The organism is Salmonella sp. A29-2 (assembly GCF_020150755.1).
In the GTDB taxonomy this organism is placed as follows: domain Bacteria; phylum Pseudomonadota; class Gammaproteobacteria; order Enterobacterales; family Enterobacteriaceae; genus Salmonella; species Salmonella enterica.
Window position 1 is genome coordinate 160,281 of the sequence record NZ_CP083731.1, and the last position, 16,706, is coordinate 176,986.

Genomic DNA, 16,706 nt, shown 5'->3' on the forward strand with positions numbered 1-16,706 from the left:
ACGATGCAGGCCGGATAAGGCGTAACTCGTTAGCTTCGGGCGAGCTTTTGCTGCGCCAGCCAGACGGCGCCCAGCCTGCCCGCCTGATTTCCCAGTTGGCAGGGCTGAATCGGCACCTGGAGCGCCTCCCACATTTCAAACGTTTCAAGATGCCGCGTCAGGAGCGGGTAGAGCTTTTCCTGTTCGCTTATTCCTCCGCCGATCAGCACCACGCCCGGATCAAACATAGAGATCACGCTGTAAACGCCGCGTGACAGATAACGCGCCCAGTCATTGACCGCCTCACGCAGATGAACATCGGTCGCCATTCGTTCGAAGATCACATCCGCAGGCGGCATCTCTTCGGCGGGCAGCGCCAGCGCCTGGCGGCACGACGCCATTAATCCGCTGGTTGACGCGATTTTATGCATACTTTCGCCATTATTCCCGACCGGCATGACGCCGAATTCACCGGCATGGAAATGTGCGCCGCGATACAGTTCTCGTCCGACGATAATACCGCCGCCAATGCCGGTTCCAATGGTAATGCAGACCATGTTTTCGTAATGCTGCCCGGCGCCTCGCCACATTTCGCCCAGCGCCGCGCAGTTCGCGTCGTTCTCCACGACCAGCGGCAGATCGGTCAGCCCGCTGAACAACTCCATCAGGTTGACGTCATCCAGGTAAGCCAGCGCGCCCGCTTTTGCCGCATGACCGTTATGGGGATTAATATGGCCGGGGAAACTGACCCCGATTGCCGCAATGTCATAGTCCTGTTGGCAACGCGCCACCACATCCTGCCATTTGCGGGTAAACGTGGAGGCGTCCTCTGGCGTATCGAATTGATGATGGGTTAATTCTTCGCCGTCACTGTTAATCACGCCATATTTGACGTGAGTTCCTCCCACATCAATACCGATATATTGCTGCATAGTGTTCTCCGTACGTTAAACAGGCACCTGTTTAGTATGGCTAAAACCAGACGGAGAAACGTAAAGGAAAGTAATTCGTGATTGCTGTCGTAAAGCGGAAAACCATTGGCGAAAAATTCACCAGTACCGTCTACCCTTGTGGAGTACCTTTACAATAAGGAGTTGGTCATGACGAACAATCCCCCTTCAACACGTATTCAGCCAGGTGAATACGGGTACCCACTGAAATTAAAAGCCCGCTATGACAATTTTATTGGCGGTGACTGGGTTGCGCCCGCCGACGGCGAATATTATCAAAACCTGACGCCAGTGACCGGCCAGCCGCTATGTGAAGTCGCTTCCTCCGGTAAAAAAGATATCGATTTAGCGCTCGACGCCGCGCATAAGGCGAAAGATAAGTGGGCGCATACGTCAGTACAAGACCGTGCCGCTATCTTGTTTAAGATCGCCGATCGGATGGAACAAAACCTCGAACTGTTGGCGACAGCGGAAACCTGGGATAACGGTAAACCGATTCGTGAAACCAGCGCCGCCGACGTACCGCTGGCGATCGATCATTTCCGCTATTTCGCCTCCTGTATACGTGCGCAGGAGGGCGGGATCAGCGAAGTTGATAGCGAAACCGTGGCCTACCATTTTCACGAACCGCTTGGCGTCGTGGGGCAGATAATCCCGTGGAACTTTCCGTTGTTGATGGCAAGCTGGAAAATGGCGCCAGCGCTGGCGGCGGGTAACTGCGTGGTGCTTAAACCGGCACGCCTGACGCCGCTTTCCGTTCTGCTGTTAATGGAAGTCATTGGCGATCTGTTACCGCCGGGCGTCGTCAACGTCGTGAACGGCGCGGGCGGCGAGATCGGTGAATATCTGGCGACCTCGAAACGTATCGCGAAGGTGGCGTTTACCGGTTCGACGGAAGTGGGTCAACAGATCATGCAGTACGCCACGCAGAATATTATTCCTGTGACGCTGGAGTTAGGCGGCAAGTCGCCCAATATCTTCTTCGCCGACGTGATGGATGAGGAAGATGCGTTCTTTGATAAAGCGCTGGAGGGATTTGCCCTGTTTGCCTTTAACCAGGGCGAGGTGTGTACCTGTCCAAGCCGTGCGCTGGTTCAGGAGTCCATCTATGAGCGCTTTATGGAGCGCGCTATTCGCCGGGTAGAGAGCATTCGCAGCGGGAACCCGCTAGATAGCGGTACACAGATGGGGGCGCAGGTCTCTCACGGCCAGCTTGAGACTATCCTCAATTATATCGATATCGGTAAAAAAGAGGGGGCCGATATTCTGACCGGTGGGCGACGCAAGGAGCTGGATGGCGAACTTAAAGAGGGCTATTACCTTGAGCCTACCATTCTGTTTGGTAAGAATAATATGCGCGTCTTTCAGGAGGAGATCTTTGGCCCGGTGCTGGCGGTAACCACCTTTAAAACCATGGAGGAGGCGCTGGAAATCGCTAACGATACGCAGTATGGCCTCGGCGCAGGCGTCTGGAGCCGCAACGGCAATCTGGCTTATAAGATGGGTCGCGGCATTCAGGCCGGGCGCGTATGGACCAACTGCTATCACGCCTATCCGGCACACGCGGCGTTTGGCGGCTATAAGCAGTCGGGCATCGGGCGCGAAACGCATAAGATGATGCTGGAACACTACCAGCAAACCAAGTGCCTGCTGGTGAGCTATTCCGATAAGCCGCTGGGGCTGTTCTGACGCAAGAGGTAATGCCCGATGGCGCTGCGCTTATCGGGCCTACCGCATTGATATCAGTCTGGTGGTAATGCCCGATGGCACTTCGCTTATCGGGTCTACCGCGTTGATATTAGCCTGGTGGTAATGTCTGATGGCGCTTCGCTTATCAGGCCTACAAAAATTCATCGCAATGTACTGATATTGCAAATCTTGTAGGCCGGATAAGGCGCAGCCGCCATCCGGCACAGTATTACCGCTCGTTAACCCAAATCCGCATTTCTCCCTCGCCACGGTTGGCCCAGCTAAACCACGGAATGAAGGTTAGCGTCTGCGGCTGGCGCGATGACGGCGCGTTATCGTAGTGCCACAACGCCTGATGCTGCGCATCTGGGGCGCTTTGCTTCTCGCCTTCAGCCTGAATCAGCATCTTATGCGCAAAAAGCCCTTTGCCCTCAAAGACCCGGAACTCATTCTCTTTCGGTAGCCACAGATTATGCAGTTCTTCGCCGTTATCGGCCTGCTCAAGGCAATAGACCAGCGGCCCGCGCTGAATGGCGACCTTACCGGCGACGTGACGCGCCAGCGGATTGCCATACACGCGGCGAACCGGCATCGGCAGCGTCAGGGTTATCGTATCGCCCTCCTGCCAGGTCCGACGGATATGCAGATAACCTTTGCGAATATCCTGTTCCACTTCCAGCCCGTTGAGCGTCACTTTTGCCTCAGGGCACCAGTCCGGCAGGCGTAGCGCCAGCGTGTGACGTACCGGCTGCACAGAGTCGATGGCAATCTTCACCTGCTCATGCCACGGGTAGTTCCCGCTGATTCGCAGTTTGAGCGCGCCATTTTCAACCGGTATTTCCATGCTGTTACCCACGTACATATTGATGTACAGCGCATCCGCACGCGGCGTGTAGATGTAGTGACCAAGGGAGGTGAGCACGCGGGCGATGTTCGGCGGGCAGCAGGCGCAGCCAAACCAGCGCTGGCGGATGGGCTTAACGTGATCGTAAATATGGTTGAATTTTAACGATTTTGGATGCACTTCCAGCGGGTTGACGTAGAAGAAATGCTTGCCATCCAGCGCCATACCACCGAGGACGGTGTTGTACAGCGCGCGCTCCATCACGTCGGCGTACTGGCTATCGGCTTCCATTTCCAGCATCCGGCGGGCGAACATCATCAGGCCGATTGAAGCGCAGCTTTCCGCATAGACCGAATCATTCGGTAAATCGTAATCGCTGCTAAAGGCTTCGCCGCTGCTCTGGGAACCGATGCCTCCGGTGATATACAGCTGACGCTGCGCCATATTTTTCCACAGACGCAGGCAGTCCTGGCGTTTGCCTTCATCGTTGCTCAGGCGAGCGAGATGCGCCACGCCAGTCATCAGATAGACAAAACGTACCGCGTGGCCAATGGCCGTCTGCTGCTGCGAAATTGGCAGATGCGCCTGGCTGTAGGCTTTGTCTTTGACCATCCACGCCGGGCCGTAGGTGTGCCAGTACGAGGTCTGGCCGCGTTTTTCGTACTCTTCGTCGTAGAAGTGCGGTTGGGTGCCGCGCTGCCCGATAAAGTAGCTTGCCAGCGTCATATAGCGCGGCTGCTCTGTTACCTCATACAGACGCATCAGCGCCAGCTCAATTTCCGGGTGGCCCGGATAGCCGTGCAGCTGATTTTCGCCAGGGCCGAAAGTGCTGTCGATATGATCGGCCAGGCGACAAATGACGTCTAGCAGCCGACGCTTGCTGGTGGCCTGAAAGAAGGCGACGCCCGCTTCAATCAGATGCCCGGCGCAATAAAGCTCATGGCACTCCGCCAGGTTGCTCCAGCGTTCTTGCGGGGCTTTTGCCGTAAAGTACGTATTGAGATAGCCATCGTCACACTGCGCGGCGGCCACCAGTTCAATCACCTCATCGGCGGTTTTCTCAAGCGCGGGATCGGGCTTCTGGCACAGTGACCAGGCAACCGCTTCCAGCCATTTCGCCACGTCGCTGTCCTGAAAGACCATGCCGTAAAAGTCGCCCGTCTGCTGGCCTGCGGCAATGCGGAAATTTTCAATGGCATGGCTGGGTTCAGCCTCTGGAATACGATCGTTTAACGCATCCCACTGGTAAGGAATAACCACATCGCGAACCAGTTGTTGATACTGTCCGAGGAACGGATCGCTGACCGTCAGTTTATGCAGATCGACTTCCAGTACGTTCATTTCGTGCTCCTTAAGGTTGTAGAGGTCATAGATATTCCTCGCTGACGGGGTATTTTATGGCAGTAATTTTTATTTTCGCGTTATGACCTGATTCATTTTGCCCGGATAGCGGTGAGCGACAAGGCGATAAAAGAGTAAAAAAAGATGACGATTCCGACCCGTATTTAAAAATGTGAGATGGATCGAGTGAAATGACTATTTTTAGTTAATAATCAAAAGGTAATATGAAATACGGTGCTGAATGAGCGGGAAATGACATATTAATGCTCGAATTATCCATAACATTACCGATTAAAGTCCAAAACGGCGGATTATTTATTTCTCGCGGCATTGGGCGTCATCCTGCCAGGCGTCTGCAATCGTGGGAAATTATATTTGTGGAAAAAGGCTGCCTGAAAATTCAGGAAGAAGAATGTGTTTTCTGTGTCGAAGCCGGGGAAAGCCTGTTGCTTTGGCCGCATCGCCGCCATATTGGCGTTGAGGAGTTTCCCGCCGATCTTAAATTTTACTGGCTCCATTTTGAGGTCAAAGCGCCGGACAGCGACCCGCGCTGGCTGACGCATCTTTCCGTGCCGCAGCATACCCAGGTTGCCGATCCGCAGGCGCTGATTGCGCTTTTTCGCCAGTTTATGAACGAGCAGGAAAAGCACCAGCGCAGCCCGGCGCTGGAGTTCATCGTGCTGCTGATTTTGCAGCAGCTCACCGTTGACGCCCGGCAGAATGAAAACGCCGAGGCCGCTGGCGTGTCGCTGGCCTGGAAAGTGCAGCAGCTGATTCGAACGCACTATCACCTGCCGCTTTCCAGCTCGGTTCTGGCGAAAGAACTGCATTGCAATGTGGATTATCTGGGACGCGTTTATCGGCGGGTATTTCACCTTACGCTAACGGAAGCCATCCACCGCCAGCGGGTGCGCGAGGCGGAAAAGTTGCTGATTAGCGACGCGCGTTCGTTAAAAGAGGTGGCGGAGCGGTGCGGTTTTAATGACGTTGGTTACTTTCGCCAGATCTTCCGCAAGCACACCGGCCTGACGCCTACCGCCTGGAAGCGGCGCTACAGTAAGGAACACGTTAATTCTTGAGCATAATCTTTGGCCCTCTGACAACGCGGTTGCAAACTGAATGCCCGATGGCGCTTTGCTTATCGGGCCTACAAGAGTTCATCACAACGTATTGATATTGCAAATCTTGTAGGTCGGATAAGGCGCAGCCGCCATCCGACACAGGCTGTGGCTGCCGGCATTACTGCCCGTAATAGGCATTCGCGCCGTGTTTACGCAGATAGTGTTTATCGAGCAATTCCGGTTGCATATCCGGCAACTGCGGGGCCAGCTGGCGCGAGAACAGCCCCATATAGGCACACTCCTCAAGCACCACGGCGTTGTGGACGGCATCGGCGGCATTTTTACCCCAGGCAAACGGGCCGTGCGAATGAACCAATACCGCCGGGATTTGCGCCGGATCCAGACCGCGCTCTTCAAAGGTTTTAATAATCACCTCGCCGGTCTGATACTCGTACTCGCCGTTAATTTCCTCAACGGTCATCAGTCGGGTACAGGGGATCGCGCCATAGAAATAGTCGGCGTGGGTGGTGCCCCAGGCGGGCAGATCGAGCCCGGCCTGCGACCAGATCGTCGCATGGCGGGAATGGGTATGAACGATCCCGCCGATCTGCGGATAGCGGCGATAGAGCGCCAGATGGGTCGCGGTATCGGACGACGGTTTTTTGTTGCCTTCAACGACCTTACCGCTGGCGATCTCTACCACCACCATATCGTTGGCGGCCATCACCTCATATTCAACGCCGGAAGGCTTGATGACCATCAGCTTGCGCGTCTCATCGACTGCGCTGACGTTGCCCCAGGTAAAGGTGACCAGCCCGTGCGCCGGGAGGGCCAGGTTGGCCGCCAGCACCTCGGCTTTCAGTTGCTCTAACATGTGAAACCTCCTTCCTGCATCCGTGATTCAATCCAGCGGCGGGCCTGGATAATTTCCAGCACCGGCTCGCTGGCTTTCTCTGTCCACATCTCAATCAGAAATGAACCGCGATAGTTCAGCTCATGCAGCGTTTTGAAGATGCCGACAAAATCAACGCATCCTTCGCCAAACGGCACGTCGCGGAACTGGCCGGGGCTGTCACCGGTCACCGGCAGCGTGTCTTTCAGGTGGATAGCGGCGATACGGTCGATACCCAGCTTCAGCTCGGCGGTCACGTCGTTCCCCCAGGCGCTGAGGTTGCCGACGTCTGGATAAACGGTGAACCACGGTGACGAAAGCATCTCGTCCCACTTTTTCCACTTGCTGATGGAGTTCATAAACGCGGTATCCATGATCTCCACCGCCAGCATCACCTGCGCCGCTGCGGCCTGTTCCACCGCCCACGCCAGCCCTTCGGCGAAACGTTGCTGGGTGCCTTCGTCGTGCTCTTCGTAATAGACGTCGTAACCTGCCAACTGGATGGTGCGGATCCCCAGGTCGCGCGCCAGGCGAATGGCTTTGGTCATGATTTCACGCGCCCGCTCGCGTACCGCTTCGTCGCGGCTGCCAAAAGGGAATCGACGATGGGCGGAGAGGCACATCGACGGGATGGCGACGCCGCTTTCCAGCATCGCGCTCACCAGAGATGCGCGCTGAGCCGAGGTCCATTCGAGGCGCGAAAGGCGTTCATCCGTTTCGTCCACCGACATCTCGACAAAATCAAAACCGCAGCTTTTTGCCAGCACCAGCCGCTCTGGCCAACTGAGATCTTTCGCCAGTGCTTTCTCGTAAATACCTAATGGATGATTACGCATGCTTTTCTCCCCAAATGGCGTCAATTTGGGCGTGGAATTCGGCGGCGACCTGCGCCGGATGGGCGGCACCTGCCAGCGCACGTCCGGCGATAAATGCCTTAACGTTAATGTCGCGGAACAGCGGCAGATCCGCTGGGGTAATGCCGCCGGTAATCGATAGTTCAAGGCCGATGTCGGACAACGCCTTCATGCGTGTTAGGTCCGCTTCTCCCCACTGTTGCCCGCTGGCCTGCGCATCGCGTCCGCGGTGGTAAATCGCCTGGCGAACCCCGACGCGATACCAGTCTCGGGCGTCGTCCAGCGTCCAGTTGCCGAACAGTTCCATTTGAATTTCACCGCCACAGGATTGTGCGACGGCGTGGCCTTTCTCGACGGTTGCGAGCGGCGCAGCGCAGATGATAGTCATCCAGTTGGCGCCAGCGCTAAAAGCCTGCTGCGCCAGGGTTTCACCGGCATCGGCCACTTTCCAGTCGGCGACGATGATTTTTTCCGGGCACTGCGCTCGCAGGGCTTTCACCGCGCTAAGGCCTTCGGTTAAACAGAGGATGGTGCCAGCCTCAACGATATCGACATGATCCTGTAGCAGGGCGACATCGCGCTGGGCTGCTTCCAGATTGGTGTGGTCGAGCGCCAGTTGCAGTAGTGGTCGGCTCATAATGCGTGCTCCTTAATACGGGCGTGATAGCCCTGTAGTGCTTCAATCAAATGCTGGTATTGGCGGTATTTACGCTGATAGAGGGCGTGCGCGGCCATGTCCGGCAGCAGCGTGCGCACCGGGTGCCGGAGGTCGCGTTGGGCCTCGCGGAAATTGCGATATACGCCGGTGCCGACGCAGGCAGCCAGCGCCGCGCCGAAGCAGCCGGTCTCCTCCACCTGCGGCAGCTCGATGCGTAACCCGCTGACGTCCGCCAGCATCTGCATCCAGACGTCGGAGTGGGCCGGTCCGCCGGTAACGCGCAGGGCGCAAACGTCGGTAAAACGTTCACGCATGCGGTTGAGGTGGGTCATATGGCTGAAGACCACGCCTTCATAGAGCGCCTGTAGCAGGTGCGCGCGGTTGTGCAGCGCCTGCATGCCGTAAAAGCCGCAGGTCATCTCCAGCCCGGCATTGCTGCCGTAGAGAAACGGCAGAAAAAAAAGGTCGCTACCGGCTTTCGGCAGGCTGGCGACCGCCTGGTTGATCTCGTCAAAAGAGAGGTCGCCCCACTGGGCGGTAAACCATTCGAGGTTGCCAGAGGAGGTCGGGCTGGCTTCGTGAACGATATACTGCCCGTCATTGACGTAGCGGCCATAGACGTAAGGGTGGGCCTCATGGTCGCGCAGGCCGTGAGCGATGCCGCTGGTGACGGCCCAGGTACCCATCACCGCATTGAGCGTTGATTCATCCTCAATACCGGCGCAAAGGGCGGTGGAAACCACATCAAACAGGCCGCCGACGACGGGGGTGCCCGCCGCCAGACCGGTGATGGCGGCTGCCTGAGCGGTGATCTCCCCGCATATTTCGGCTGAACCCACCACGGGGGGCAGCGCGCTGTCGATTTCACTGATGCCCAGCCATTCGGTCAGACGCGGGTCGTACTGGCCCGTCGCCATGTTGTAGAGGTTGGACTCGGAGATATTGCTCTCTTCGCAGCCTTTCACGCCGGTTAAGCACCAGCGCAGATAGTCATGCGTCATCATGACGCTGCCTATCTGCGCGTAGCGCTGCGGCTCATTCTCTTTTACCCAGCGTAAAAGGGAGACTGGATGCCCGGTCCACAGGGTTTGCCGGGTCAGCGGGTAGAGTTTTTGCGGAACCGCTTCTTTTTGCCAGCGCTGGACAATTTCCATGGCGCGACGGTCGGAAGAGAGTATCGCTTTACCTAATGGCCGATCGCTTTTATCTAACAGGAACAGGCCCTTACCCTGAGCGGAAATACCCAGACCGCGGATTTGTGAGCCGCTCACCCCCGTGTGCGTCAGCAGTTTGCTGATGACCGAGCCGCACTGTTGCCACAGTTCGGTCATATCGCGTTCAACCCAGCCTGGCTGCGGGCTTAAAGCGTGCAGCGGCAGGCGTTGCACCGCTACTTCCCGGCCTGCGCCATCGTACAACCCGGCTTTTAGCCAACTCCCACCACAATCTAACCCCAGCCAGTAGTTGCTCATGACTTATTGCACCTCGTCCACGGCTTTCAGGAGATCGGCGCCCTGCGGGTTGTCTTTCAGGAACATATCGCGCACCTGGCTGCCCAGCGCATCGCTGAAGGCTTTACGGTCGATATCGGTCAGGACTTCAACTCCGGCTTCTTTCATGCCATCGATAATTTTTTGCTGATCTTCGGCGACCAGTTTGCGCTGATAGTCACCCGCTTCTTTGGCGGAACTCAGCAGTGCCTCCTGGAACTGCGGGCTTAAAGCGTCGAATTTGGCTTTATTGATCACCAGCAGCAGAGGCGAATAGGCGTGATGAGTGAGGGAGAGGTATTTCTGTACCTCATAGAATTTCGCTGACCACACGACGTTGATAGGGTGTTCCTGGGCATCAATCGTACGGGTTTCGAGGCCGGTATAGACTTCGGAGAATGGCATCGGAATAGGGTTCGCGCCGAAGATTTTAAAGGCCGCGATATTCATTGGGCTGTTGTTAGTGCGGATTTTTAAGCCTTTCAAATCGCCCGGCGTTTTTACCGGCGCGCGGGAGTTGGTGACGTCGCGCCAACCGTTTTCCCAGTAGGCGAGGACTTTTAACCCTTTTGAATCGAGTGATTTTTTCAGTTCATCGCCGACTTTGCCGTCGAGCGTTTTATGCGCATGCGCGGTATCGCGAAACAGGAAGGGGACATCAAGTAAGTTGAATACAGGGGCCAGGCCGGTGAAATTGTTCGAACCGGACATTTCCATATCAATGGTTCCGCCGCGCACCCCGCTGATCATTGCCTGGGCGTTACCTAATGTGCTGTCAGGAAAGAGTTTTAGCGTTAATTCGCCGTTAGTTTTTTCTTTTAATAGTTCGTTAAATTTTTTCGCGGCAATATGTTGGGAGTCAGTTTGCGGTGTTTCATAACCAAAACGTAAAGATTGCGCCGCCAGAGACGACACGCTGAAAACCGTCAGACCAGCTATCAATAATGAACGAGCAATAACGTGTAATTTCATAATATTATCCTTTAATTAATCCATTTAAGCGGTGTGATAATTAGCTCGGGAATAAAAATAAATAAAACCAGCAGCGACATCAGTACGACAACGTAAGGGAATACGCCTCTTACCGCGTCATCAAATTTCAATTTTGCTACCCCGGAAATAACGTTGAGGACGTTGCCAACGGGCGGTGTGATTAATCCAATAGAGCAGTTAATAATGAACATGACGCCGAAATAAATCGGGTCAATATTGGCTTCTTTAACTAATGGCAATAATACAGGGGTAAGAATTAACACCGTTGGCGTTAAATCCATCACCATACCGACGACCATAATTGAGATCATAATGACGATAAATAAGAGTCGCGGAGAGTCGACCAGCGGCTGCAGCAAATCTGACACCATCATGGGTAATTCCGCGATCGTAATCAGCCAGGCGGATACCTGGGCCGCGGCCACCAGAAACATGACGACTGACGTCGTTTTGGCGGCATTGACCAGCACGTGGTAGAGACTGGAAAACGTTAATTCCCGATAGATAACCACGGCGACAAAGAGGGCGTAAAAGGCGGCAACCGCCCCTGCCTCCGTTGGCGTGAAAAGTCCGGAACGGAAGCCGCCGATAATAATCACCGGTAAAAACAGCGCCCAGATACCTGAAACCAATGATTGCCAGATTTCACGCGGTGTTGCTTTGGGCTGAGAAGGGAGATTTAATCGCCCGGCCTGCCACCACCAGGTGAGCATAAGCGCCGCGCCCATCATGATGCCCGGTGCGATCCCGGCCATAAACAGCTTGCTGATCGACAAGCCGCTGGAAACGCCGAAGATAATAAAAGGAATCGAGGGCGGAATAATTGGCGCAATGATCCCGCCGGAAGCGATTAACCCAACGGAGCGGTTGATCGGGTAGTTTGCGGAGCGCATCATCGGCACCAGCAGCGCGGCGACCGCAGCGGTATCTGCTACCGCAGAGCCGGAAAGGCTGGCCATAATCATTGCCGCAATGACGCCCACGTAGCCCAGGCCGCCGGGCTTATGGCCGACCAGCTTCATCGGCAGGTCGACAATTCGCTTTGACAGGCCGCCCGCGTTCATGATTTCACCGGCCAAAACAAAAAAGGGAATGGCCAGCAGGGAGAAACTGTCCGCGCCGTTAACCAGGGTTTGCGCCATAATCTGCACGTCAAACATATCCAGGTATGCCATCAGAGCAGCGCCGCAAAGCAGCAGCGACCAGGCGATGGGTAAACCTATCGCGATCCCGCCGAGCAGACAGCAGAGAAATATCACCACGGCCATGATTAGGCTCCTTGCTGTGGTTGTTGAAAGGAATCGTTATGCGTTATTAAGTGATAAAGCCGACGCAGCTCGATTAACGCGATGGCAACGCTTGTGGGCAGACAGGCGATATACATCAGGCCGATCGGTAAACCGAGGATTGGCGAGTGATCGCTCCAGTCCTGCAACGCTTTTTGCAGGCTGCCCCAGCCTAATGCGAGGCATAACAATAAAATCAGTGAATGCGTCAGCAGCGAGAGACGACGCTGATTCGCTGGCGAAAGTTTTTCCACCACAAAAGTGACCTGAACGTGAGCGTTATCCATAAATGCAACGATGGCGCCAATAAACGTCAGCCATACAAATAGATAACGTGATAGTTCATCTACCGACAAAATACTGCTCTCAAAACCGTAACGTAAAATAACGTTAATAAATACAATGCAGGAAAGTACGGCAATTAATACCGCAAGTATGCCCTCAAGTACCCGCTTCATAACGACTCCATCAGGTTATAGAAACTTATTTCTTTCGATGCTGAATAGTGGAACTTAATTTCTTATGTTTGGTTTATATTAGGTCGGCGCAACGTTGAGTTGCAGGCCGAGAATTAAGGTGATGATGTTTAATTCAGGTTAGCGGCGTGTGGCCTTTTTCATCATGTTAATACCATCGCGTAATATATTGATGCGGTGATTAATATCGGCGCTGGCATTGATTTCCAACAATTTAATACCGGTAAACTGCAACAGATCGGGAGCTACGGCGGTAATGAGTTCTTTAACATGTTTCTCCGTCATCAGGCTTTGTGGACAGAAAGGTGCAAACGGAGCATGGAGGTCCTGCCATTCGCCGTATTCTCCATCCAGCGTTGTACCGGAGAACATCAGCGCCCCGAGTTTTCCAGCCTGTTTGGCCTGCTGCGTGTGGATCAGTGGTAGAGAGGTATCCCGCCCTTCAATAGCCGAGCGCGCCCAGTTAATACAGACGCTTATGTCATAGTCGGCAATAGTTTCCAGTACGTTTACCAACGGTAAGAATCCTTTGCGCGGTGCGGGGCCGGTCATCGCGTCGCAGTATTCAAGCACCAGGTCGCAGGACCAGTCCCAGTTGGCAATCTCTTTTAATGAGCGCGCAAAGGCGTCGGTTGCCTGCGCTACGTTCGGATTGCCCGCCAGTGGGGCGGCATGAAGCTCAAGGGCTATGACTTTGCCGGTATTGTTCCCATTGATTTTATTGATCTTCTGATGCAGATGACGATAGTACTCCACGCAGGCTTTACGCTGTTCCTCGTCACTGGACGCTAATCCAAAACCGCCGTTTTCGCTACGGCGGCGCATGGTTTCCATTATCGCGGTGACCACGATTTGCCAGTTTCCCGGTGTATGGCGCAATAACCACTCGTCGCCGAGCGGGTGAAGATGTTCAAGACAAGGCTGCTCCAGCCCCCGGATATCCGGAGTATCAGAGAGTTGCCGCCAGAATTCCGTCTCTTCCTCTTCACTCTTCTGGTGAAATGAGGGTGCACAAGGGTACGCACCGATAATATAACCGGTATTATTTTTCATTTTGTGCTCCAGTAAACTCTATTTTATAAAACGTCTATGGCGACTTTTACGACTATTTTCCGTATCGGCGTAGCAATGCTTTTATTACAACCTGGACGATGAACATCCTGCGGGAAAAACAGGGCATAACTTCCCGGTATCATTTCAATGAATGATTCATGTTCACTGTCGTGATAAAAAATAATATCGCGCTGTTCTAATAATGACTCGCTGATTTGATTATTACCGGTATCAATGGCAACCCCAATTTTCTCTTCGCCCCATGCCAGAAACTGAATATCCAGATAGCGGCGATGAACCTCCGGACGATTTTCAGCAGCATCGCGGGTGGTCATATCGATAATCTGCGCGAAGATATTTTTGCCGTCGATTTCCACTACGCCGGGTTCCAGCGTGCGAAAGTCCGTATTACGCAGGAAATCGAGCGCCTGCTCTATGGCCGACGGTAACCGGCACGGATCAGGCTGCGCGATATGTCCAAAAATCATGATGTGGCTCCTTACAGCGCCTGAATTTTGGCCCAGACGCTGTCGTCAATGGTGATACCGTGACGGCGGTTGTCATCCAGCAGTTTGGTAAATTCGTGGCCAGGCAGCCGGATAGCGACGTTGTCGTCGGCGCGTTCAGCGGTAGTAATAAAATCCATAATCCGCTGCAGTTTGGCATCGCGGGTTGCGCCATCGATCAGCTTATCCACTTCTATGGCGATGAAGATCTGCGAAACGCCATATTCATCGCTGTTTTCCTGGGTCACTTCGGCAACGGAAGAACCGTTGGAAAGCAGGGTGGCAATCATGTCCAGCACAATCGACAGACCAGATCCTTTCCAGTAACCCATCGGTAAAATGCGGCGATTTTTCTCGATCACGCCCGGTTCTTTGGTCAACTGACCGTTATCGTCGAAACCGCCGTCCACCGGCAGTTCGCGGCCCGCCAGACGGTTAACTTCTAACATTCCGTAAGAGAACATCGACATCGACATATCTACCATCGTGATCGGCGTAGACGGGATGGCGACGATCAGCGGATTGGTACCGATACGACACTCTTTCGCGCCCCACGGCGGCATGACGGCGATGGAGTTGGTCCAGCAAATGCCGATATAGCCTTTTTCCGCCGCCTGCCAGCCGTAGCTGCCGCCGCGCATCCAGTGGTTAGCATTACGTAACGCCACCAGGCCAATACCATGATCGGAAGCCAGCTCGATGGCCCGGTCCATCATCTTTTTCGCCGTCAGGTTGCCGATAGCGCGCTGAGCATCCCACTGTTCGATGGCGCCGAGGCTGGTAACTCGCTGCGGTTTAGCATCAGGAATAATGTCGCCGTTATCCAGTTGCTGGATGAAGCGGGGAAAGCGGTTCACGCCGTGGGAATAGACACCGGACTCGGTGGTGCGAGCGAACATTTCCGCGCACTCGTCGGCGGTATCTTCCGCAATATTCCGCGACCGCAAGACGCGGTAGAAGGCCCCTTTTAACTCTTCGAAAGCTACTTTCATCCCTGTTCTCCTGGTCGATTGTTAGAAATTTTAGTATGTTTTTTTATCGATAAATTTCATAATACGAAATGTAGTTCCAAATATATAGATCAAAAATTGACATGGCAACGCCAGAGAAGGTTTTTAAAAACGATTAAAATCATCGGGTTATGTTTTTTATGCTGATATCGTGAACTGCAACACACTTTGAGCTACCATCTGATCGCCCAAGAAAGGAGAGAGTTTTCTGATGAGCCAGAACAACGATAAAGAGAAGCCTGCGGGGAGTCAGAGCCTGTTTCGTGGCCTGATGTTGATAGAAATTTTGAGTAACTACCCGAACGGTTGCCCACTGGCGCACCTGTCGGAGCTGGCGGGGTTGAACAAGAGTACCGTCCATCGTTTGTTGCAGGGGCTTCAATCCTGCGGATACGTGACGCCAGCGCCGGCGGCCGGGAGCTACCGTCTGACGACAAAGTTTATTGCCGTCGGCCAAAAAGCCCTGTCATCGCTGAATATCATCCACGTTGCGGCACCGCACCTTGAGGCGCTCAACCTGGCCACCGGCGAGACGGTGAATTTTTCCAGCCGTGAAGATGATCACGCTATCCTGATTTATAAGCTGGAACCGACCACCGGTATGCTGCGCACGCGTGCCTACATTGGCCAGCATATGCCGCTGTACTGCTCGGCGATGGGGAAAATTTATATGGCGTTTGGTCAGCCGGATTATGTGGCGTCTTACTGGGAAAGCCATAAAGATCAGATCCAGCCGCTGACTCGCAACACCATTACCGATTTACCAGCAATGTACGATGAGCTGGCGCAAATTCGTGAAACCAGCATGGCGATGGACCGCGAAGAAAATGAACTGGGCGTCTCCTGTATTGCCGTGCCTGTGTTTGATATTCACCATCGGGTGCCTTACGCCATTTCTATTTCACTGTCGACGTCACGGCTAAAACAGATCGGCGAGAAAAATCTGCTCAAACCGTTGCGTGAAACCGCACAGGCTATCTCTAATGAGCTGGGATTTACCGTTCGCGAATAAGACAGCTCGCCAGGTTTTATCAGGCATCTGACAAAATTTGTCCGTTTGCGTAGTGGGATCAAAGCGGCGGGGAATGGCTCTCTGGCATTCTGGCGTTTTAACGCAGGGGGAGAACAATGAACCGGTTTATTATGGCGGATGCGTCGGCGTGTATCGGGTGTCGTACCTGCGAGGTCGCCTGCGTGGTGTCGCACCAGGAACAGCAGAATAGCGCGGCGGTGACGACGGCGGACTTTGTGCCGCGTATCCGGGTGATAAAAGAGGATAGCTTCACCACGGCCACGGTCTGCCATCAGTGTGAGGACGCGCCGTGCGCGAATGTCTGCCCGGTACAGGCGATTCGCCGTGATCGGGGGCATATCTTCGTGACGTCATCGCGCTGCATTGGTTGTAAAAGCTGTATGCTGGCTTGCCCGTTTGGTGCGATGACCGTGGTGGCGTCCGCGTCAGGCGCGCAGGCGATTAAATGCGATCTTTGCTGGCATCGGGAAGCGGGGCCGGCGTGCGTGGAAGCCTGCCCGACCAGTGCGTTACAGTGCGTTGACGCAGCACACGTGCAGCGCCAGCGCCTCTATTCTCAACCTTTCTGAACGTCGTTCCGGCCTGCATGAT

16 protein-coding genes are annotated in these 16,706 nt (G+C 54.5%); 4 read left to right on the forward strand and 12 right to left on the reverse strand.

Annotated features, from left to right (window positions below):
• Positions 1-29: 29 nt before the first annotated feature.
• Positions 30-911 (reverse strand): ROK family protein, encoded by an 882-nt coding sequence (locus K8W53_RS00770; RefSeq protein WP_001188273.1) that lies wholly within the window; start codon positions 909-911, stop codon positions 30-32.
• Between the two features lie 168 nt (positions 912-1,079).
• Here K8W53_RS00770 and aldB point away from each other — a divergent pair, with 168 nt between their 5' ends.
• Positions 1,080-2,618 carry an aldehyde dehydrogenase AldB gene (gene aldB, locus K8W53_RS00775; protein WP_000183988.1) on the forward strand — a complete coding sequence of 513 codons (1,539 nt, stop codon included), beginning with the start codon at positions 1,080-1,082 and terminating at the stop codon, positions 2,616-2,618.
• Between the two features lie 229 nt (positions 2,619-2,847).
• Here aldB and K8W53_RS00780 read toward each other — a convergent pair whose 3' ends face one another.
• Positions 2,848-4,803: a glycoside hydrolase family 127 protein gene (locus K8W53_RS00780; RefSeq protein WP_023225096.1), complete on the reverse strand. Its 1,956-nt coding sequence runs from the start codon at positions 4,801-4,803 to the stop codon at positions 2,848-2,850.
• A gap of 263 nt (positions 4,804-5,066) precedes the next feature.
• Here K8W53_RS00780 and K8W53_RS00785 point away from each other — a divergent pair, with 263 nt between their 5' ends.
• Positions 5,067-5,882 carry an AraC family transcriptional regulator gene (locus tag K8W53_RS00785; protein ID WP_000891808.1) on the forward strand — a complete coding sequence of 272 codons (816 nt, stop codon included), beginning with the start codon at positions 5,067-5,069 and terminating at the stop codon, positions 5,880-5,882.
• A gap of 160 nt (positions 5,883-6,042) precedes the next feature.
• Here the strand turns inward: K8W53_RS00785 and araD are convergent, their stop codons facing one another.
• The 10 genes from araD to yiaK all read right to left on the reverse strand — a co-directional run bounded on the left by araD (position 6,043) and on the right by yiaK (position 15,064).
• Positions 6,043-6,738 carry an L-ribulose-5-phosphate 4-epimerase gene (gene araD / locus K8W53_RS00790; RefSeq protein ID WP_023225095.1) on the reverse strand — a complete coding sequence of 232 codons (696 nt, stop codon included), beginning with the start codon at positions 6,736-6,738 and terminating at the stop codon, positions 6,043-6,045.
• Positions 6,732-7,592 (reverse strand): L-ribulose-5-phosphate 3-epimerase, encoded by an 861-nt coding sequence (locus tag K8W53_RS00795; protein ID WP_001244040.1) that lies wholly within the window; start codon positions 7,590-7,592, stop codon positions 6,732-6,734. Before K8W53_RS00795 ends, araD begins: the two co-directional genes overlap by 7 nt.
• A complete protein-coding gene (gene ulaD, locus K8W53_RS00800; RefSeq protein WP_023254921.1) occupies positions 7,585-8,247 on the reverse strand; it encodes a 3-keto-L-gulonate-6-phosphate decarboxylase UlaD in 663 nt (220 codons plus the stop codon). The genes K8W53_RS00795 and ulaD overlap by 8 nt, the downstream gene beginning before the upstream one ends.
• On the reverse strand, positions 8,244-9,740 hold the full coding sequence (locus tag K8W53_RS00805) for an FGGY-family carbohydrate kinase (RefSeq protein WP_023225094.1): 1,497 nt from the start codon (positions 9,738-9,740) through the stop codon (positions 8,244-8,246). The genes ulaD and K8W53_RS00805 overlap by 4 nt, the downstream gene beginning before the upstream one ends.
• Positions 9,741-9,743: 3 nt before the next feature.
• Positions 9,744-10,730, reverse strand: coding sequence for a 2,3-diketo-L-gulonate TRAP transporter substrate-binding protein YiaO (gene yiaO / locus K8W53_RS00810; protein WP_000766337.1), 987 nt, complete (start codon positions 10,728-10,730; stop codon positions 9,744-9,746).
• Between the two features lie 11 nt (positions 10,731-10,741).
• Positions 10,742-12,019 (reverse strand): 2,3-diketo-L-gulonate TRAP transporter large permease YiaN, encoded by a 1,278-nt coding sequence (gene yiaN / locus K8W53_RS00815; RefSeq protein ID WP_000301822.1) that lies wholly within the window; start codon positions 12,017-12,019, stop codon positions 10,742-10,744.
• Between the two features lie 2 nt (positions 12,020-12,021).
• Positions 12,022-12,495, reverse strand: a complete 474-nt coding sequence (gene yiaM / locus K8W53_RS00820) for a 2,3-diketo-L-gulonate TRAP transporter small permease YiaM (RefSeq protein ID WP_000832315.1) — start codon at positions 12,493-12,495, stop codon at positions 12,022-12,024.
• A 138-nt stretch (positions 12,496-12,633) separates the two neighbouring features.
• On the reverse strand, positions 12,634-13,566 hold the full coding sequence (locus K8W53_RS00825; protein ID WP_023225092.1) for a DUF4862 family protein: 933 nt from the start codon (positions 13,564-13,566) through the stop codon (positions 12,634-12,636).
• Positions 13,567-13,589: 23 nt separating this feature from the next.
• Entirely contained in the window at positions 13,590-14,054 is a 465-nt protein-coding gene (locus K8W53_RS00830; protein WP_000576056.1) for a YhcH/YjgK/YiaL family protein, read from the reverse strand.
• 11 nt (positions 14,055-14,065) lie between these two features.
• Complete coding sequence (gene yiaK / locus K8W53_RS00835) at positions 14,066-15,064, reverse strand: 3-dehydro-L-gulonate 2-dehydrogenase (RefSeq protein ID WP_000861183.1); 999 nt, start codon at positions 15,062-15,064, stop codon at positions 14,066-14,068.
• A 229-nt stretch (positions 15,065-15,293) separates the two neighbouring features.
• Here yiaK and yiaJ point away from each other — a divergent pair, with 229 nt between their 5' ends.
• Entirely contained in the window at positions 15,294-16,094 is an 801-nt protein-coding gene (gene yiaJ, locus K8W53_RS00840; RefSeq protein ID WP_000081338.1) for an IclR family transcriptional regulator YiaJ, read from the forward strand.
• 116 nt (positions 16,095-16,210) lie between these two features.
• Complete coding sequence (locus K8W53_RS00845) at positions 16,211-16,684, forward strand: 4Fe-4S dicluster domain-containing protein (protein WP_001078820.1); 474 nt, start codon at positions 16,211-16,213, stop codon at positions 16,682-16,684.
• Positions 16,685-16,706: the final 22 nt, after the last annotated feature.